The 19,276-nt window shown below is 43.6% G+C and carries 20 protein-coding genes; 9 read left to right on the top strand and 11 right to left on the bottom strand.

The annotated features are described in order from the left end of the window. Positions 1 to 317: 317 nt before the first annotated feature. Positions 318 to 2,189 (top strand): methyl-accepting chemotaxis protein, encoded by a 1,872-nt coding sequence (locus R8N46_RS02805; protein WP_017821611.1) that lies wholly within the window; start codon positions 318 to 320, stop codon positions 2,187 to 2,189. 144 nt (positions 2,190 to 2,333) lie between these two features. Here the strand turns inward: R8N46_RS02805 and R8N46_RS02800 are convergent, their stop codons facing one another. The 3 genes from R8N46_RS02800 to R8N46_RS02790 form a co-directional block, all read right to left on the bottom strand. Further along, positions 2,334 to 2,681 (bottom strand): hypothetical protein, encoded by a 348-nt coding sequence (locus R8N46_RS02800; protein ID WP_213972135.1) that lies wholly within the window; start codon positions 2,679 to 2,681, stop codon positions 2,334 to 2,336. A gap of 232 nt (positions 2,682 to 2,913) precedes the next feature. After that, positions 2,914 to 4,071, bottom strand: a complete 1,158-nt coding sequence (locus R8N46_RS02795) for an amino acid permease (RefSeq protein ID WP_115386738.1) — start codon at positions 4,069 to 4,071, stop codon at positions 2,914 to 2,916. A gap of 723 nt (positions 4,072 to 4,794) precedes the next feature. Next, a complete protein-coding gene (locus tag R8N46_RS02790; protein WP_005375472.1) occupies positions 4,795 to 5,106 on the bottom strand; it encodes a hypothetical protein in 312 nt (103 codons plus the stop codon). 141 nt (positions 5,107 to 5,247) lie between these two features. On the opposite strand from R8N46_RS02790, the gene R8N46_RS02785 reads away from it, so the two are divergent. Further along, entirely contained in the window at positions 5,248 to 5,580 is a 333-nt protein-coding gene (locus R8N46_RS02785; protein ID WP_005375470.1) for a helix-turn-helix transcriptional regulator, read from the top strand. A gap of 111 nt (positions 5,581 to 5,691) precedes the next feature. Here R8N46_RS02785 and R8N46_RS02780 read toward each other — a convergent pair whose 3' ends face one another. The 3 genes from R8N46_RS02780 to R8N46_RS02770 all read right to left on the bottom strand — a co-directional run bounded on the left by R8N46_RS02780 (position 5,692) and on the right by R8N46_RS02770 (position 7,604). Continuing rightward, positions 5,692 to 6,072: a hypothetical protein gene (locus R8N46_RS02780; RefSeq protein WP_005375467.1), complete on the bottom strand. Its 381-nt coding sequence runs from the start codon at positions 6,070 to 6,072 to the stop codon at positions 5,692 to 5,694. Positions 6,073 to 6,239: 167 nt separating this feature from the next. Next, complete coding sequence (locus R8N46_RS02775; RefSeq protein ID WP_115386739.1) at positions 6,240 to 6,626, bottom strand: GlcG/HbpS family heme-binding protein; 387 nt, start codon at positions 6,624 to 6,626, stop codon at positions 6,240 to 6,242. Positions 6,627 to 6,635: 9 nt separating this feature from the next. Then, positions 6,636 to 7,604, bottom strand: coding sequence for an aldo/keto reductase (locus R8N46_RS02770; protein ID WP_115386740.1), 969 nt, complete (start codon positions 7,602 to 7,604; stop codon positions 6,636 to 6,638). A gap of 154 nt (positions 7,605 to 7,758) precedes the next feature. Here R8N46_RS02770 and R8N46_RS02765 point away from each other — a divergent pair, with 154 nt between their 5' ends. Beyond that, positions 7,759 to 8,634, top strand: a complete 876-nt coding sequence (locus tag R8N46_RS02765; protein ID WP_017635840.1) for a LysR family transcriptional regulator — start codon at positions 7,759 to 7,761, stop codon at positions 8,632 to 8,634. Positions 8,635 to 8,643: 9 nt separating this feature from the next. On the opposite strand, the gene R8N46_RS02760 is transcribed toward R8N46_RS02765, so the two are convergent. After that, complete coding sequence (locus R8N46_RS02760; RefSeq protein WP_017635839.1) at positions 8,644 to 10,401, bottom strand: SgrR family transcriptional regulator; 1,758 nt, start codon at positions 10,399 to 10,401, stop codon at positions 8,644 to 8,646. 564 nt (positions 10,402 to 10,965) lie between these two features. On the opposite strand from R8N46_RS02760, the gene R8N46_RS02755 reads away from it, so the two are divergent. Both R8N46_RS02755 and R8N46_RS02750 read left to right on the top strand, forming a co-directional pair. Beyond that, complete coding sequence (locus R8N46_RS02755) at positions 10,966 to 11,505, top strand: redoxin domain-containing protein (RefSeq protein ID WP_005385152.1); 540 nt, start codon at positions 10,966 to 10,968, stop codon at positions 11,503 to 11,505. Positions 11,506 to 12,018: 513 nt separating this feature from the next. Then, complete coding sequence (locus R8N46_RS02750) at positions 12,019 to 12,702, top strand: hypothetical protein (RefSeq protein WP_318098149.1); 684 nt, start codon at positions 12,019 to 12,021, stop codon at positions 12,700 to 12,702. Between the two features lie 195 nt (positions 12,703 to 12,897). Here R8N46_RS02750 and R8N46_RS02745 read toward each other — a convergent pair whose 3' ends face one another. Further along, a complete protein-coding gene (locus tag R8N46_RS02745) occupies positions 12,898 to 13,263 on the bottom strand; it encodes a winged helix-turn-helix transcriptional regulator (protein ID WP_005375456.1) in 366 nt (121 codons plus the stop codon). Positions 13,264 to 13,430: 167 nt separating this feature from the next. Next, positions 13,431 to 14,015: an NAD(P)H-dependent oxidoreductase gene (locus R8N46_RS02740; RefSeq protein WP_017635228.1), complete on the bottom strand. Its 585-nt coding sequence runs from the start codon at positions 14,013 to 14,015 to the stop codon at positions 13,431 to 13,433. A 270-nt stretch (positions 14,016 to 14,285) separates the two neighbouring features. On the opposite strand from R8N46_RS02740, the gene R8N46_RS02735 reads away from it, so the two are divergent. After that, positions 14,286 to 14,627, top strand: coding sequence for an ArsR/SmtB family transcription factor (locus R8N46_RS02735; RefSeq protein WP_005375451.1), 342 nt, complete (start codon positions 14,286 to 14,288; stop codon positions 14,625 to 14,627). 85 nt (positions 14,628 to 14,712) lie between these two features. Next, positions 14,713 to 15,768, top strand: coding sequence for an ACR3 family arsenite efflux transporter (gene arsB / locus R8N46_RS02730; RefSeq protein ID WP_005385145.1), 1,056 nt, complete (start codon positions 14,713 to 14,715; stop codon positions 15,766 to 15,768). A gap of 36 nt (positions 15,769 to 15,804) precedes the next feature. Here arsB and R8N46_RS02725 read toward each other — a convergent pair whose 3' ends face one another. Continuing rightward, on the bottom strand, positions 15,805 to 16,584 hold the full coding sequence (locus R8N46_RS02725; RefSeq protein ID WP_136976486.1) for an AraC family transcriptional regulator: 780 nt from the start codon (positions 16,582 to 16,584) through the stop codon (positions 15,805 to 15,807). Positions 16,585 to 16,603: 19 nt separating this feature from the next. Beyond that, positions 16,604 to 17,137 carry a YbhB/YbcL family Raf kinase inhibitor-like protein gene (locus tag R8N46_RS02720; RefSeq protein ID WP_005375444.1) on the bottom strand — a complete coding sequence of 178 codons (534 nt, stop codon included), beginning with the start codon at positions 17,135 to 17,137 and terminating at the stop codon, positions 16,604 to 16,606. Positions 17,138 to 17,324: 187 nt separating this feature from the next. Here R8N46_RS02720 and R8N46_RS02715 point away from each other — a divergent pair, with 187 nt between their 5' ends. Next, positions 17,325 to 18,116 (top strand): PhzF family phenazine biosynthesis protein, encoded by a 792-nt coding sequence (locus tag R8N46_RS02715; protein WP_213889713.1) that lies wholly within the window; start codon positions 17,325 to 17,327, stop codon positions 18,114 to 18,116. Positions 18,117 to 18,323: 207 nt separating this feature from the next. Beyond that, entirely contained in the window at positions 18,324 to 19,274 is a 951-nt protein-coding gene (locus R8N46_RS02710) for an HlyD family secretion protein (protein ID WP_005385136.1), read from the top strand. Positions 19,275 to 19,276: the final 2 nt, after the last annotated feature.

Raw genomic sequence — 19,276 nt, 5'->3', positions numbered from 1 at the left:
AACACCTGTCAGCACCAACAAAATTTTCATCACCTCACCTGTAAAACCAGTTGATACCACTGTTTGTTAAGCAATTCTTTTCATTATGACGATTTCATTAATCGAGCTCGCAAACATGATCACACTCACAAGTTTTAACGTAAACTATCGTTTTGTTTAAATTTAGTTAAAAAAGACGACAAATGAGTTCATGTTTTTGACAAAGATGTCGATAAAAATATAACCAAACACAATAGGTTTCTCTTTATGCCCAATTCGCTCGGTTTAAAAGAGGCGAAAGCAAAGTGGAACCAACCGGGAGAATCAGAGGAAAGCTCATGAAATTCAGACATAAGGTTGTCACAGCCTCTTCATTTTTGCTGCTAATTACCGTGTCGTTATTGTCGACACAACAAGTTATGACCATCCGCTCCCAAACTCAGGAGCAAATCGACTCAAGTGTCAACGAGATATTGACCAGTGTTGGTAACACTGTGCAATCAGAAATGAATGCAAAGAAGGATCTCGCTCGCTCCATTACTGAAGTGATTGAGCTTGATCCCAGTTCACATAGCTATGTTCAAAACATACTTGAAAGACCGACGCCAAAAAGCAGCTTCCTTGCCATCGGTTTTGGTTATGAAAGTAATGGCTTTGTGATTGAAAATGACGACGGCTGGGATGCGGGTCCAGACTACGACCCACGTCAGCGTCCTTGGTTTATTGCAGCTAAGAGCAAAGGCGATTTGGTCGTAACCGATCCGTACGTCGATGCGTCTTCGAAAAACGTTATCATCTCTGTTGGTACACCAGTAAAAGAAAATGGCCAGTTTTTAGCCGGTATGTTTTATGACCTCGAATTAACTACCCTTTCAGATCTGGTCAACCAAGTGAATCTGTTTGATGCTGGTTACTTATTTCTGGTCACCGCTGATGGCACAACCATTGCTCACCCTCAAAGTAAATACAACGGTGAGAAAGTCGGTAGCTACCTCCCGCAAATCGAACTTACGCAATCAGCACAACATGTTGAGATTGATGGCAACCGCTACATGGTTAACCTGACTCACATTCCTGGCGAGAACTGGTACGTAGGTTCGGTGATCGATGAAGCTGTTGCCTATTCTGCCGTAGGAGAGCTTCGTAACAACGCTATTATTTATTCAATCATTGCCGTGATTGCATCTATTATCGCCCTAACTCTGTTGATTCGCACTCTCATGCGTCCTTTGGACACGCTAAACAATGCGATTAAAGATGTAGCATCAGGGAAAGGCGACCTTACACAACGCCTCGAAACAGATACTGACCAAGAGTTTTCTGAGCTTGCCACAAACTTCAATACGTTCATGGAGAACTTACAACAGCAAATCATTGAGTCGAAACGTATTTCTGATCAAATTTTAAATGGAACTCAAATCACCGCTGAGGGCGCAAAAGACTCGGCAGGCGCAATTCACACTCAGCTGCAAGAGCTAGAACAACTTGCTACCGCGATGCATGAGATGTCTGTCACCGCGACAGAGGTTGCTAATAATGCGCAAGGTGCGGCAAGTGCAGCCAAAGAAGCCGACCAAGCAACGGTTGAGGGGTCTTCTATCGTTGGTGAATCGACACAAACGATAAACATGCTTTCCGATAGCATTGACCTTGCAGTCGAAGAAGTACAAGTGTTGGAATCTGCTACTGCCAATATCGAAACGATTCTAAAAGTCATCAACGATATTGCGGACCAAACGAACTTACTCGCGTTGAATGCCGCAATCGAGGCTGCACGTGCGGGAGAATCTGGCCGAGGCTTCGCCGTTGTTGCAGATGAAGTACGTACACTGGCACAACGTACTCAAGAGTCGACAACAGAGATTCGTACTATGATTGAGCAACTACAATCTGGCGCTTCATCTGTGGCAAATGCCATGCATCAAAGCAAAGGTAGTGCTATAGAGGCCGTTGAAAAAGCGGGTTTAGCAAATAGTGCGTTACAACGCATTCGTGACGCGATTCAGCGTATTTCCGATATGAACTTGCAAATTGCCTCAGCAGCGGAAGAGCAAAGCCTTGTCGCTGAAGAGATCAACAACAATACGGTGAATATTAAAGACCTATCGACTCAAGTCGCCGAATCGGCAAATCGAACCAACGACGCGATGCAGGCGCAACAAGAAGATGTACATAAACAAGATCAAATCTTAAATAGATTTACTGTCTAACACTCATCTAAGCAAAAACAGCGAGCACCGGCTCGCTGTTTTTGCTTTTAACCCTCAACCCTAGTATTGGTCGATGTTACATGTGCCATGTTGTTGCTATTAAGCTCAACATTACAAGAACGCCGACTATGTGCCCTTTCAAGTTTAATTGAACTCGACATGGATATAGCGATCATTAGAACGGCGATAATAACGGTCGTCCACTTTTAGATAAGTGAAATCTCCAATCTTTATGTAGGTACTATTCCGAGGAATTCGGTCATGGTAATAGTAACTGCGCCTTGGTCGTCTGGTCTCCACATAAATAACGTCACGATGTTTGTGTTTATGTTTATGCTTGTGCTTGCGCTTGTGTTTATGATGGTAGTTATGCGCATGATGGTGATCGTACCGATGTCCATGCTTATGCTTCGGGTCAGCCACCGCTTCTGTACTCAACACACCTAAAGACAACATAACGCCAACCATGGCAAAAGATAATTGCTTTGACACAACAGAGCCTCTTATTCATATCAACATCGATATAATAGAAGGGTGAATCACTGTACATGTCAGCCTTTCGCTAAGGAGTTTTACTAAAAAGTCAGCGCTAACCGTGATTATCCGAGGAACGTCAAACATCACAAATGCTGATGACTTCGAGTGGCCTGGGTTCGGCTATGAATACAAAAAAGCCGCCCGTTTGACTACGAGCGGCTCAGTTTTTAAATAAGCTAGCGTGATTTTATACTGCTTGGGCAAACAGCAAGAAACAGCCGAATAGGAAGATCATGCTCATTCCCATTGCGCCGCCACCAGCTTCATAAATATTGTCATCTTCTACCGGCACTCGGCGCACTTTCATGGTCATTGATAATGGAACAAAGACCGCGAGAAACACAAGAATAATCCCCGCGTAGCTGAGAATAGCTAGGAAGTGTTCTGGCGCAAATACAGCACCTAATAGTGGTAGCACAAAAGTAGTAACAAAAATCACTGGCTTACTTGCTTTCAGTAGGTCTGCATTTTGATCGTATAGCGCCATTGCAACACCTAAGAACGACGTTAGTAGTGCCAAACCAGTAAACATGGATAGGATGAACTCTAAGCCCTCGTATTGCTGACCTAGTACCGAGATCAACTCTGTTACGTTGGAGTATTGAACAAGCTCATGAGGTGGTAGATTGCCGACAACCGCTAACAACCATAACAGGTAACAAACAAGCGGAATAGTTGAGCCCACGATAATCATATTACGCAGCTGTGTTTTACTCGCTTCTTTGTTGTAAGTTACAAGCGATGGGATCACGACCATAAAACCGAAACTGGTGAAAAGCACCGAACTGGTTTTGATAAGTGCCATTTTATCGTCGCTCACAACCTCATCAAGTCCTTCAAACGAGACGCTTGGTGCAAGCGCAAAAAGTGTCATGATCAGCGCTACGATCATGCCTAGGAACAAACCGCGATTCAGCTTATCTACTACCCCTGTACCTGCCGAAACAATGATACCAACTAAAAGAGTAAAACCGACTTGGCTTGAGATCGTAGATGTTGGAAGCCCAATTGAGGCTGTTACTTTTTGTACGAGATCACCCGCACCAATGATGTAAGCCATTAATAGACAAACTAACAGGGCGTAAAGCAAGCTGTTGGTTACCAACTGGCCTCCTTTACCAAGCGTTTCGCGAGCAATTGCATTCATGCTCACACCACCACCTACTTTACAACTGGCTTCAAGAAGGAGCAGCGCAGCATAAGTTGTTCCAGCCCAGATGAACAACATAAGAAGAGTGCCCCAAAGGAGGCCAAATTGAGCAAGCACCATTGGTATAGCAAGCATACCAGCGCCAAGAGCAGTACCTGCAACGATCAGGGAGCTGCCGACAAGTTTTAGGTTCACGGTTAATACCTCTAAATTCAATCCGTTAATTTCTCACCAGTTGTGCTTTATCTAAAGCACACAACAAAACGCTCCGACTTAGTCAAAATTTGGTTACAAGAGCACTATGTTACAAGAGCCCTGTATGGCTAAGAAAACATGCAACAAAAGGTGGTTAATCATTTGCACATGAACACTTGAGAGTCATTTTTGGCGATGTCATCGCTGATGAAATGTGCGCAACTTTGGGTTCGAAGCAAAATTGTTCATCTTAATTCATCAACCCCATTCGTTATGAATGGATTTGGTTCGAAAAGATTGTAAGGCATAAGCAGGACGATTGAAAAGCAAAAGGTCAATCTTATAGCGATATATTTTAACAACTCTTATCTTTTACCTAAGATGTGTTGTTTTTTTCGTCACTAATTAGTCTTTTATCGCTTAAAAAGAAGGCAGAACGTGCTCAATGGCTCAATTTGGCTGGGTGTACAGATTAATTTACAGTTTAAGTGAAGGTGTTAGATTCCAAGGACGTAGCCTAGATCGGACAATATCGCTATTATTCGCTGCGTACCGACACTGTTCGGTTCACATACCTCTAAACACTGATTTACGGTTCGAAAATATAGGTAAATGAGTGTCCGAATGCTGGGTGTGGTTCCCCAGCATTTGCATCCTTTCTTTTAGATGTCATCAATTGATCGAAATTGCGTAAATCTTGTATCGCCCGACTTTACGACTGTGTTAATACGCTTTATCTAGCGCGCCAATGATATAAGTTAACACTGGAATACCCATATCGGCGACCTGCTTCTCAGTCTCACTCATATTTTCATGCGCCATCCGCAGCTCTACTTCACTTATCGATTCTTTGTGAAGGTAAAGCTCTTTGTAGTTCATCAATCGCTGTTGTGACTGTTGAATCAGTGTCACAACATTCTCTTTAGTCTCACGATGTTGCTGATCAATTTCACTAAATAAATGATCTAAAATGCGTTGCATTTTGCGAATAGAAGCTTTCGTTTCTATTGATTTGTATGATTGATACTTTTCCATTGAGTTAATAACTGACTAAAATATTTACGTTTTTATAAGACAGTTATTTTTATACTGATTGCAAAGCAGGTAAATATGTGGTGGTTAAACTGGTCCACTTCTTGCTCCGTTTAGGTCAAAACTGTCCTTTCAGGAGAGCACATGCAGGTAGACCCTATAATTCAAGCACTGATCGCAAGACGAAAATCGAATGGCCTCTCCCGTGAGCAAATGGCAAACATCGCTGGAATGAGCGTAAAAACATATCAAAGGATCGAGCGCGGAGAGTCCGATCTTAAACTCTCACAATATCGTGCCATATTGCGTTCGCTTCATTTGACTGACCTAGATATTGCCTTAGATGTACGTGATGTTCAGCATGTCACAGCAAATGACTTAACAGCCGTGGCGCGATTGCTCTCACCGGAAGCTCAGTCCCTGCTCGTTCGCCTGTTATCGTTAATCCTTGAACAAAAGAACAAGAAAGGTGATTAACCACATTACTCATACTCAAACGATGAATGCCCTGTTGAGCGTTGAAACATGAATCGTTTAGACAAAAATAAAACTCGTCAAATGACGAGTTTTATTCTTTATATCAGTCCGTTACTCTAGGCTTTTCAATTCCGATGTATCAACGCCTTTTATTGCATCTTTCGCCACTTTATCAGGATCAAAGACATCACGTTCTTCATACGAATTATCAATCATGCCTTGTCCTATCGCGGTCGCCTGCTTTTGTAACTTGTTACCCTCTACCTCACCAGCATCCCAGCCTTGTCGATAATCTGAGTCGGTTTGATACCTTGTTTCGTCCTTAATATAGTGTTCAAAATCATTCCCTGCCTCTTGCATACCACTATGCCGACCGTCATGAAAGCCTTGGATATAAGCTTCATCATAACCGCTCTCTTTTAACGCGCTGTCACTCGTACCACAGCCTGAGAGGAGAACAAAAAATAGCGAAACGAATACCTTATGAAACATATTTAGGCCTCAAAGCTTTCAAATAAATTAATCATAGTTCGCGATTTCAACTTCTGCTTACTTCAGGCTATTAGATAGCATTGTGACTCGACGAAGCCTGTGAACTTGAGTCCCTACAGTGAGTACAAAGCTGGACAAAGCATCACACCTACTGATAAACATTATACTCAACGCGCGTTTAATACTTCCATCGCAAGTGCTTCATCATCTTGCTCAGCCAAACCGCTAATGCCAATTGCACCGACGATTTTCCCCTCTTGTTCTATAGGCACACCACCCATAAAGCCTGTGATCTTCGGGTCAGTCCAATAACTCAACTGCTTACCCGTCTCACGAGCCCAAGCACCCAGATTGCCGCTATGCTGACGGTCTCTAGCCGAGGTGTAAGCTTTGTTCTGTGCCAACAAACCTGCTTGCACACTCACATCATCCATTCGGGCAAAACCGAGCAATTCTCCATGTGTATCAACCACGGCAACCGCAATGTTTTGCTTGCGAGCAGTCGCAATTTCCAATGCCGTTTGAATTAGAGTTTGAACTTGTACGTATTTCATTTTTCTCTCCTACGGGATCTCATGACCAAGGGTTTTCTCGAACAAGCCATACCAATGGCTACGTGATAGCGTGACGCTCTCTACTTGAGCACAAGCGCGAATACGTTGTGGGTTTGCAGTACCAATAACAGGTTGAATTTGGCTTGGGTGACGCGTTAGGAAGGCTAAAACAATCGCCTCTGACGGCACGCCATATTCAGCTGCTAGCGCCATCACCATCTCCGCAATCTGTCTGGTGTTGTGATCATCAGAATGTAAACCACGCTCTGAGAATCTTCCCTGCGCCATACTGCCCCACGCTTGCAGTTGGATATTGTGCTTACGGGCATGTTCCAGTATTCCTGCAACGTAGTCAGATGCAGACGAAGGAAGCCCCATGCCTTGCTTGATGAAGTCAGACTTAGCCAGACTCATTTCCAACTGGTTCGCCACAACAACTTCGCCCGTAGCTTGTTGAAGAAGATCAATTTGAGCACTGTTCATGTTAGAAACACCGAAGTGGTTAACTTTGCCAGCTTGTTTCAGAGCTTTTAGCGCTGTGCCCAGTTCTTCAAATTCAACCAAAGGATCAGGACGATGCAGCATCAAAACATCAAGGTTTTCCACGCCAAGGCGTTCAAGAATGCCCTCAACAGAAGCCGTCACCCATTTAGCAGAGAAGTCATACTGCTTAACACCTTGCTCATCTCCTAGACGGATGCCGCACTTGGATTGCAAATAAATTCGTTCTCGTAAGGTTGAGTCATTGGCTAAGATGCGCCCAAACACTTCTTCTGCCTTACCGAATTTGTAGATATCCGCATGATCAAAGAGATTGATGCCCACCTCTAATGCTACCTCTACAGCGGCATAAGCTTGGTTTTCATCTTGGGCGGTTAATGGGTTGCGATTCCACTCCCCTCCAAGCCCCATGCAGCCGAAGACCAAGCGGCTAACGTTAGGTAAGGTTTTGGCGAGCGGTAGTGTTGGATTGTTCATCGTTATTCTCACTTTTCCGATTTCTGCATCTTCAATTTCTTAAGTTAACTCTAACCATCTTACCGTTCGTAAAAATTAGTTTAATACCGTAAAATCGAATTCATTATCCTCGCTACCGAACAATTAAAGCGAACAATAAAGACGAGCAATCAAGATGGCAGATTATAAGAGAATCGAAAAACTGATGCTGTTTGCCGAAGTGGCTCAAACACTTAACTTTTCTAGGGCAGCGGAGCAACTTGGCATTTCTAAAAGTTACCTGTCAGAACAAATCAAGCGATTGGAATCGGAACTCGCCACGCCTTTGATTGTTCGAACTACACGCAGCGTGAGATTGACGGCAGAAGGTGAATCGATCTTTGCACAAGCGGAAGATCTCAAACGCCGCGTAATGGAAATGGAAAAGAGTTTAAGTCAGCGATCTGAACAAATAGACGGTCTGATTCGTCTTACCGCTCCCAAGATGTTTGCCGAAGCGGTGCTGCATGATTTGTGCGTAGCGTTTCGCGCTTTACATCCAAACGTAGAGTTCGAGATCCTTTCTAGCTATCAAGCGTTTAATCTGACAGAAACCAGCGTTGATTTTGCGTTTCGAGCGACAAGAACGCCGCCAGAGAATATGATTGCTCATCACCTTTTGGACTACCACCACTGGCTGGTTGCCTCTCCTCAGTATCTGCAAGAAGAAGGTACGCCGGAGACATTAGATGATTTACAAGAGCATCAATGCTTAACCACATTGCATCAAAAAGAGTGGCCGTTAAAAACGGGAACAGTTCAAACCCAAGGTTGGCTTTCAAGCAATGAAAACCGCTTACTCAAAGAATCAGCCCTGTCTGGCAATGGCATTGCTCGGTTAGCAAGTTACTTTGTCGAACAAGACGTTGAGCACGGCCGTCTAGTGCAGGTTCTATCGGAAGAAACTGACCACCAGCACAACGCGGTTTACTTGGTGTACCCACAACTTATCTATCAATCAGCGAAAACCAGAGCCTTCATTGAATTCGTGAAGCAGCACTTTGCTATATAACTAAGGCAGTTAATCCGCAGACCACACCGAGCGAATATCTGGCCAACCCCAGTTAGTAAGAGCGACGTCTTCTAACACACCTTGGAAGCGCAAAGTTTGTGTATGGTGGAACATAGGTGCAATCCAGTATTCGCTGATCAACGTCGATGCAATTGGCTCCAATGCATTAAGGTAGTCCTCAAGTGGAACGAAAGATCTGACTCTCTGTAGTTGTTCATCTAACCATTGTGCGTTCTTCTCTCCCAAAGTGTGGAATAGCACAGCGTTGCTGAAGAAGTTCGTGAACGCTGAGGCATGACGATTATCATCTAGGTTTATGTTCGTCACGACCATCGTCTCATTTAGCTCACCATTCTTAGCTTTCTCGTTCAGCTCACGATAGGAATACATAACAATTTCTACTTTACTGCCAACACTCACCAAACGATTAGAAATAGCCCGCGCACAGCGACGCAACGCGGTATAGTTATATCCGGCTATCGTAATGTGTTTAGGTAACTTAAGCGGCTCACTGAACGGACGGAGCACTGGCTTCCAACCTGGTAGCAGGTTATAAGCGGGTATACTCCCAAATACAATATTCTCGCGGCGCATCACTTCGGCCAAGTGCTCAGGTTGAATTAGCTCACTAATATAACGGCGCTGCGCTAAAGAGAGTTTGTGCTTAGCGTGCTGATTAAATAAGGCGAATAAGCAACCATCTTCTATTCGACTACGCTTGCTCGCCGATGAGTTTTCTCGGTTTTGCGTCGACATATAGTGTCCACACAAATCCTCCTCGGGCGAAGCATCCCTTTGCAACGTATTTGCTGCCAATGACGGGTTCTCCATCTGCTCGTCATTAACAATCCAGATAGTCACCAAATCCGTTAGAACTCTACATGCGTAGTAACCATTAAATGCTTGCAGTTTTAAACGACTTTCATTGTGCTCGACAACAGAGAATGGGCCACTTCCGACCACCAGCTTGTTATTCGCTACGTTAACTTGGCTTACTGGTTGAATGCCGTATTTCACCCCAGAAATAAGTCCAGCAAAGCCCAAGTCAGCTCGATTAAGCTTAAAAACAACTTTCAGTGGCGTTGGCGCAGTAATGTTAGCAACATGTGCCAACTCTTTTTCGTAGTACTGTAGTGAACTCAACTTTGCAAACAAGCTAACCACTGTTTCTGCATCAATGGAATTACCATTATGAAAAGTCAGACCTGGACGAAGGTAGAAAGTCCATTCGTAGGTGTCTTCGTCATAACGCCAGTGATGTGCGAGTTCTGGTTGCACTTTCCCATTGTTATCACTCGAAACTAAGCAACAATAGATTTGCCTTAATAAGAAACGTTCGCTGCTACGCTGAAGTTGATGTGGAACGACGCGCTCAAACATTCGCTTATAGGTTAATTGAATATTGAGCTGTCCTTCTTGCACAGAAGCACCAGACGTTGTTTTTAACAAACGGCCAAATGCCAGTTCGTCTTCATCTAATATCGCCAGCGCTTTTTCATACTTGCCTAACTTGATACGTTCAAGAGCCAAGCTCTCTTTTAAAACGTCTAACTCCATATTCAGAATGAGAGTCGATCGTTGGTTCCGCCCAGCTTTCGGATGCCAGCTCAACCACGCCTTCTGCTGCATTTGCGTTAGCAGGCTACGAGCATGCCGAGAAGAAGTGAACATGATGTCGGCAATGTCCTGTAACGTGGTTTTTGTTTCATCACCAACGCTAAACGAGAGTAATCGTTGGTAATAGCGAAACAAATTGAGATCAGACACTGAATCAACCTTAGATCTGTGAAGTTTGTGGATAGGAATAGTTTACTTAAGTTGGCGGTAATAAAATAAGAAAACTTCCTAATTATCTGTTCCCCTTTTCCACAATTAACCTCCAAATTCGGCTTTAAAGCTCCATATATTTACGTTATTAGGAAAAAAGCCAACAAAAGCACTCTCTTTTTTATATCCCCTTTTATACACATAATTTACTCGTCAGCTAAAGGAGGAAAAAATGAAGAAGCCAATGATGGCGTACTTTTTTCAGCAACGCCTAGCTCAATCGAGTAATAAAATAGAAGTGATGACTCTGGTTTATCTTAACGATATGTTCCAGTGGTCATAGCCTAACCTCAAGCAGAACTTAGCTCCTGATACTACACCCCCACTTCGTTGTATCTTAAGTTCTGCTTTTTCATCTTTTGCACTCTAATACCTTATTGCAGGTTACTAAAAGTTAACTAGTTGAAACACCGCAAAACAGAGTCTACATTGAAGTCTCATCCCCCAATCGCTTTGTTGAGAAAGGGGCATTCATGGATATACACCACCAATTCGGGAGTCAATATGGCAACTTCAGTGAAACTTAAAGCGGGCGACAGCTTCCCTCATCTTCAAGCCACTTTGCTAGATGGTTCAAGCGTAACGTTGGGTCAGCCGCAAGGTGATGCGACTTGGCAAGCAGTATTCGTTTATCGTGGTAAACACTGCCCTCTTTGTACTAAGTACCTCAACGAGCTTGAGAGTTACAAACAGGCTTTCGCTGATGCTGGCGTCGATATTCTTGCCGTTTCTGGCGATTCAAAAGCACAGCTAGAGGGGCATCTAGAGAAACTCGAAATCAGCTTCCCTATCGCTTACGGCCTGACCGAAGAACAAATGAAAACGCTAGGCTTGTATGTATCTATTCCTCGATCTGAACAGGAAACCGATCATAATTTCGCAGAACCAGGTCTGTTTGTGGTGAATGAACACGGCGACTTACACGTGGTGGATATTTCAAACAACCCGTTTGTTCGCCCTGAGCTTGGCGCGCTATCACGCGGATTGGCATGGATTCGCGATCCAAACAATAACTACCCTATCCGTGGCACATTGGATTACTAATATCTTCTACACCCAAGTAAACTTTCTATCCTTAAATAAGCTAGGATTCTTGCCTTAGTGAGAATAACTTGGAATGCATATCAGATCCGTGAGATCTGATATGTATCAACAAGTTGGAAATAGAGTCCTTGTTCATTATACAACGCCTTGATGAAAAACAAGATCAGTGAAGTTCAGGCTCCCCTCAAACAACGTTAAGTATTTACTTCTAAGTCACTTTCACGATAAACACATGAAATTAAGACTAAAAACTTAGACTTAACGGATGTATAAATCATAACGATACCTACACAAGTAGTTAGCTAGCGATTATTATCCTACTGCAACTCACTATTGTGCACTTCTAACAATTCACACCATAAATGAAAACATAGATACCGTAAGAGACAAAATAAAAGCAAACGATTAAATTAACAATAAAACACCGTTCAATTAAAAATAAAAAACATTTCACTTTATAAAAATGTAATTAATCGTTATTTGCAATCACACATCTTAATTGAGAAATACAGTATGAATAAAATCTCTTTGCTTTATATGGCCGTTTGTATCGGATTAGTTGGATGCGGTTCAGGAGGAAGCGACAACGATCCAGCAAAAGATATACATCCCACCATTTCAAATCCGGAACAAGTCAACGCAATGACGGTGGACAAAGGTCATTTCTATTGTTCTGTAAACCAACAAAAACTGGAACACGGAGGGACATCTGCAACTATGTCCTACCTGATTGAAAAGACAAGAAATTCTACGGTTGTCGACGATTATGAATGTACCGAATACGGTTTGAAGAAAGGTGAGTCAATTATCGTCACTAAAAGTGCAATTGAAAACTTTTCATACTCAAAACATTATAAAAGCACGAAGAAGAATGACATTAATGGGTTTAAAATCATCTACCCTACAGGGCTTACGACTCCGATTAATAAAGATTATGAAAAAATTACGATCACGTATAATACGGAGAGACCTGACGTTAACATTAAGATAATTCAATATTTTGACGAAAAGTCTAAATTATATACCATCAAAAAATATGAAAGCCACGTTAACGACAACTCACCAATAGGTTTAGTTGAGAAAGAGGAATTCGATAAATATTCCGATTTTGAAAAGAAACTGGAATTAAATAGTGCTTTTTTAAATTCAACTGAAGTGAGTGATTTATTCTACAACTTATTAAGTATGATAAGATAATAACTAAAAATCAAAAACTTAAAAAGTACGATTATGCTCAAGTAGCTTCGATATGCCTGACTCGAAAGAGTACGTTGTTTTACGAAACAAATTACGATTTGAATGAAGCACATCTAAGTTACTTGGGTATAAACGGCGATGTATTGTTAATCAGCTTTCAAAAGAGAGTGACGTTTGCGATTAACTACTTTGGTCTTAACGAAGCTCAATTTGATGCTTTTCAGACCAAATTCGCAAATCATCAAGAATCTTAAGTGCGGTACGGCCGAACTCTGTTAGTTCATAGCTGACTGCAATTGGGCGGTCGCTGATCACTTTACGCACCACCATACCTTCCGCTTCTAGCTCTTTAAGACGTTGGTCGATCATCTTTTTACTTGCACCGCCTAGCATGCGTGCTAAGTCATTGAAACGAACTGGGCCGTCTTTCAAATGATAAATCAGAGAACCTTTCCATTTACCACCAATTAAACGCATCCCTTTCTCGATAGCACATGGCTCCGCACATACGTTCGCCACTGACTTACGACCTTTGCTATCTACACTGATTCTGCTTTCCACAATACACCTCAAGATACGCACCTAATCTAGGTAACGAAAAGTAAGCTAGATACATTTAGTGCTTTAGAGTAATAAAAACGTCACCTCGCCGCAAACAAATAAAAATGGACCGCGTACAGCAGTCCATCTCAATTCATCATTCAGTTCGCACTATCTTTCTAAAAGGATTAGAAGTTTTCGTTAATGTGAGCTTCGAAACGAACAAAATCGTTTTCGATATCTGCGTTCTTCATCACGTCGTAGCAAGCGAATGTAGGTAATGCTGACATACCAAAGAAGCGGAAGTTAGCGTGCATGTGGAACATCAAATCATCCACGCCTTTACCTTGGAATAGGTATTCGCTCTCATCATCAAACGATTCTTCTGGCGCGTTGAATGTCAGTGAAAGCATGTATTTGCTGTTGGTTTGAGTACCGCCTGTACCATAGTTTTTCTTTGGTTCTTCTGCGCTACGGCCATCAAATGCACACAGTGCGCCGCCCATACCCGCAGTAAACACGTCGTCCATGTATTTTTTGAATGACCAAGGCACAGACATCCAGTTGATTGGGCTTTGGATGATCACGCGATCAGCCCATTCAAAGTGTGCGAGTTGCTCATCTACGTTGATCTCATCTTGCATTGTCACAACGCGAACTTCATGGCCTTTTGCTTGCAGAAGCGTCTGTGCTTTGTCGACAAGAGAAGCATTTAGACGACCTTCTGAATATGGTGATGGTTCGTGTGCATTGATGATCAGTACGTTGCTCATGGGATTACCTTTAAATAAGTTCACAAGATGACGCAGTAACCATTGTGCGTCGGATGTGGTTTATTATGGTAACCTAGAAATATAGTGCAATTAGTTAACTTTTAGTAACCTACTTAATTTTTAATTATATCACTGTTTTTAAAAGATATATTTTTTCAACTTTTTATCCATCGTTATTTCACGATTAATTTTTTCATCGACTTGTTGCATCTTCCACAGAGCAGGCGTACACTTTATCGCAATTCGACGATTAACTATTAAGGCCAGCGAATGAGTGATAAGTGCAAGGACACGTGCGAAGTCGTTTTTCAGACAACGCAACAACAGCTCGAGAAAGAACAAACTCTAGCAGCGCAAGCAAAAGCTTTGTCGCATCCAGCACGTTTGCGCATTCTGCATATCCTGCACACGCTCGATACCATGGGCGGTTGTTTGAACAGTGATTTGGTTTCTGAACTGGGTCTTGCGCAATCTACTGTTTCCGAGCACTTGCGTATTCTAAAGCAAGCAGGCTTTATCAGCGCCGAGCCAAACCCACCTAAGGTGTGTTACCGCATTCAACGCGACGCGTTTGATCAGTTCAATCTAGGATTTTCCAAGTTATTTGATTAATGCCCTTTGCACGCTGTTCAGGCGTGCAGAGATAAACTATACCTTTAACTATCGCCTTTCGACGATAAACGAATAAGAGAACACTATGACTACTCAAGTTTTAAATAGTGCCAGCGACAAAATGAGCTTCTTGGACCGTTACCTAACGGTGTGGATTTTTGTGGCAATGGCAATCGGTGTAGGTATTGGCGCAGCATTCCCTCAAGTTGCTGAGTGGAACGAGTCAATGTCAGTTGGTAGCACAAACGTACCGCTAGCGATTGGTTTGATTTTGATGATGTACCCGCCACTCGCAAAGGTGAACTACAACTTGCTAGGCACAGTGACGAAAGATAAAAAAGCGATCACGCTGTCTTTGGTCATGAACTGGATTGTCGGCCCTATTTTGATGTTCATCCTTGCATTGACTTTCCTAGGTGATCATCCGGGTTACATGGTTGGTATCATTCTGATCGGTCTTGCTCGTTGTATTGCGATGGTGCTTGTCTGGAACGATATCGGTGGCGGTAACAAAGAATACGGCGCAGCCCTAGTTGCACTAAACAGCGCTTTCCAAATCGTGACTTACAGTGTGATGGCATGGTTGTTCATCACTGTGTTGCCACCAGTCTTTGGTTACGAAGGTTTCGTGGTTGATATCTCGATGATGGACATCGCGGAAAGCGTTCTGATTTACCTTGGTATCCCATTCCTAGCGGGCTTCCTAAGCCGTAAATGGCTGGTCGCTGCGAAAGGTGAACAATGGTACAACGACGTGTTCATCCCACGCATTTCACCGATTACGCTTATCGCCCTGCTTGCAACCATCGTACTGATGTTCAGCTTGAAAGGTGAAATGATTCTTGAACTGCCAATGGATGTATTCCGTGTAGCAATTCCACTGGCTATCTACTTTGTGTTGATGTTCTTTGTCAGCTTCTTCGTTGGTAAGAAAATGGGCATCGACTACGACAAAAACGCATCGATTGCTTTCACGGCAACAGGCAACAACTTTGAATTGGCAATAGCGGTTTCTATCGCGGTGTTTGGCCTAAACTCAGACCAAGCTTTTGCTGGTGTCATTGGTCCACTGATCGAAGTGCCTGTATTGATTGCTTTGGTGAACGTAGCATTGCGAATGAAAGCCAAATATTATGGCTAACCTAAAAAGCACAAAAAATAAAAAAGCGGTAAAACATTAACTCACTACCGTTTTAATATACTCGCTGGGCGTTAGGCCGAACTTACTTTTAAAGCGTTGGCTAAAACGCCCCTCTGACTGATAACCACACAACTGTGCAAGCAGCGCAACGTTATACGAGCCATTTTGCATCAAGTAAAGTGCGTGATTTAAGCGCACTTCTGCCAATACTTCGCGATACTGGGTACCTTCTTGTTTCAGTTTTCGTATCAATGTTGCTCGGCTCATAGAAAAGTGCCCCGCGACCATGTCTAATGAATGCTCCTCCCCTGGAGAGCGCGATAAGTAACGACTAAGTTTCTGACTAAAAGAGATATGTGAACTCGAGAACAACCGATGCAATAACCCTCTCTCAGCTAGCTGCTGATATAGGCCCATAATCCAATAGCGTTGTGTCGCTTCACTTAAGCTTTCCCGCTCAAACGAAAACAAAGCATTTAACGTCGCTTGCAATGCTTTATCTGTCTCAACAACGGGTACATAGTTTCCTAATGCGTTGCTCATGCTTAGCTCCAACATTTCATCGCTAGGCACACAGTGAAAACTGAACATTCGAGAAAGAAATCGCCCTTGTAGAGGAAGATTTTCAAAATTTAGGGATGCATTTGCTTCACAAAGCATGATATTTGGATGATGGATGTCGAGTACTTCGTCTTTCCAGAAAAGATGTTTACTCCCCTTAACAATCTGAATAATGCTTGGGGAGTGAATCCTGACATTACGAAGCTTCTGCTGCTGCTCCGCACGAAACAGCGTAACCTGATATTGGTGACCCATTCTCTCCCCTTATATTCAATTATCGCGTGTAAGTCGTGGTTAATGTCGCTTTACCCAAAGCAACACTATTCAAAGTAAACCCTACAATGGCTGGTGGCGTGTTTTCATCCAAATTCAGTTCTTCAGTTGGCAATGCCCACACCGTAAACTGGTAACGATGCATCCCATCATTCTTTGGAGGACACGCGCCGCCGAACCCCGTTGTGCCGTAGTCAATACGAGATTCTTTGCCGCCTAACTTGTTCATATCAATGCCTCGAGGCAGCTCGCTAACGGTGGATGGAATATTAAACGCTATCCAATGCCAAAAACCACTGCCTGTTGGCGCATCGGGGTCATACACGGTGATCGCAAAACTTTTTGTGCCCTTTGGAGCTTCTTTCCACATCAATTGTGGTGATTGATTCCCGCCATCACATCCCCAACCAGAGTATTCAAATGTCTTCGCCATCGGGTGGCCTTCTTGAATATCTCTACTCACGAGTTCAAATGCATGGGCAGAACCGACCGCAAAAACACTCAATGCCAAAACTGATTTGTAGATCGCTTTCATGTTTTTCTTCCTTTCAATGAATTCAACACTAGTGTAAGTACCCAGCAGTCCGAATCCTTGTCAGTAAGTATCAAAAAACACAAAATAATCTATAATTTTGACACTTTAAGATTCTAACACAAATTTCTTACTCTCTTAATTGCACTTGGTTTATGCTAATTAATCGCTCACGGAATAAGGAAGGAAAATGGAATTGGATATCTACGTGGTGGACGCCTTCACCGATACGCAATTCAAAGGCAACTCAGCAGCGGTGGTACCGTTAGAGGAATGGCTAGCCCCAGAATTGATGCAAAATATCGCGACAGAAAACAACTTGTCGGAAACGGCTTTTCTAAAATCCATTGGCGCAAACCGATATGAGATTCGTTGGTTCTCTCCGATTACTGAAATCGATTTCTGTGGACACGCAACACTGGCCTCTTCGTTAGTTCTGTTTGATGAGTTTGGCATTAATGGCACGATTGAATTTCATACTCTGGAAGTAGGGACCCTCACCGTAGAGAAGAATGCGCAAGGTAAGATCGAGATGACGTTCCCTGCTCGTCCTCCAAAAGCCGTTTCTGATATTCCCTCGGCATTGATTGATGGCCTAAGTTGCGATGTGGAACGCGTACTGCTTAGCCCTCAAGCGTATTTCGTGGTGGTCGGCAACCAGCAGGAGGTACTTGAGGTTCAATACCGTTCAGAGCACCTCAAGACACTCGCTCCTTACGATGTGGTCGTTACCGCGAAAGGTGATCAACAAGACTTTGTATCGCGTTACTTTTGGCCTGCAAATGGTGGTGACGAAGACCCCGTAACTGGCTCGATTCACGCTGGGTTAGCACCATTCTGGGCAGAAGCGTTAGGCAAAACATCACTGGTCGCTTACCAAGCTTCTCAGCGCGGAGGCATTTTGCACTGTGAAGTTACTGGCGAACAAGTAAGAGTATCTGGCGACGGCGTGCTCTACATGAAAGGCAAGATTTTTGTTTAAATGATATTCATGTAATCAACTTAAAAGAGCCAAGTAAAGCACGGCTTCAGCAGGATAAAGCCAGTTTCAATAATTAATCAATTGATGAATATTGAAGGAATTAACTTCCTAGCCGGACAAAACTGACTCACGTTACACTGAATGCAGTCCCACACTCTTCTATAGCTTGATACGAATTCGAGCTCACCTTCTTAGAGGAAGCGTCGCATGATGAAGCGAATCATTCTTGGCACCCTAGCCCTGACTCTTTTAACTGCCTGTTCCAAAGATGACGGACAGCAAGCCCTTGGCACACTGGAACGTGACCGCGTAACCTTTACTGCAACCTCTAGCGAGATAATTCGTGCCCTACCCATCAAGGAAGGCAGCCAAGTCACCGAAGGAGAAGTGCTGGTTCAGCTCGATACAAAGAACCAAGAAGCCGTTTTAGCTCACGCCGTAGCCGAACAAGCCAAGGCTGACGCCTATCTTTTGAAATTGACCAATGGTGAGCGACCAGAAGACATTGCCGCAGCGCAAGCACGCGTTGCCAGAGCGGAAGCTCAATTGGTTGAAGCGCAAAAGAACTACCAACGTAAGGCGGAGTTAGTTCGTAAAAAACTCATCAGCCAATCAGAAAAAGACACCGCTTTAGCAGCCAGAGATTCTGCCCGTGCAGAGCTAGACTCCTCACAAGAAGAGTTCAGCAAACTGACCGCTGGCTCTCGTCCTGAAGATATTGAACAAGCAAAAGCCGCACTCATGGCAGCAAAAGCCGATGTGGCACTACAAGAACAGAAACTGGCAGAACTCACCATCACCGCCACGCGAGATGGCTTGTTAGATAACCTACCGTTTAACCTTGGCGAACGCGTTCCTGTGAATGGTGTAGTTGCTGTAATACAAGCCAGCCGCGTCCCATACGCTCGCGTTTACGTTCCTGCCAACTACCGAGTCGATTTTGTGCCGGGTAAAACGGTTAACGTGCATGTAGATGGCGTTGAGCAACCATATAGCGGCACCGTTCGTTGGGTTGCGACTGAGCCTTCATTCACGCCTTATTTCGCGCTTACCGAGGAAGAACGATCGCGTTTGATGTACCTAGCAGAAGTCGACCTTCAAGACTCCGCACAATCCTTGCCTTCAGGTATACCAGCGCAAGTGGATTTGGTGGAGTAAGC

The sequence above is a fragment of the Vibrio sp. 1874 genome, assembly GCF_033344395.1.
Taxonomy (GTDB): Bacteria; Pseudomonadota; Gammaproteobacteria; order Enterobacterales; family Vibrionaceae; genus Vibrio; species Vibrio alginolyticus.
The sequence above is the reverse complement of the archived record's forward strand: the minus strand, read 5'-3'. Positions and strand labels throughout refer to the sequence as shown.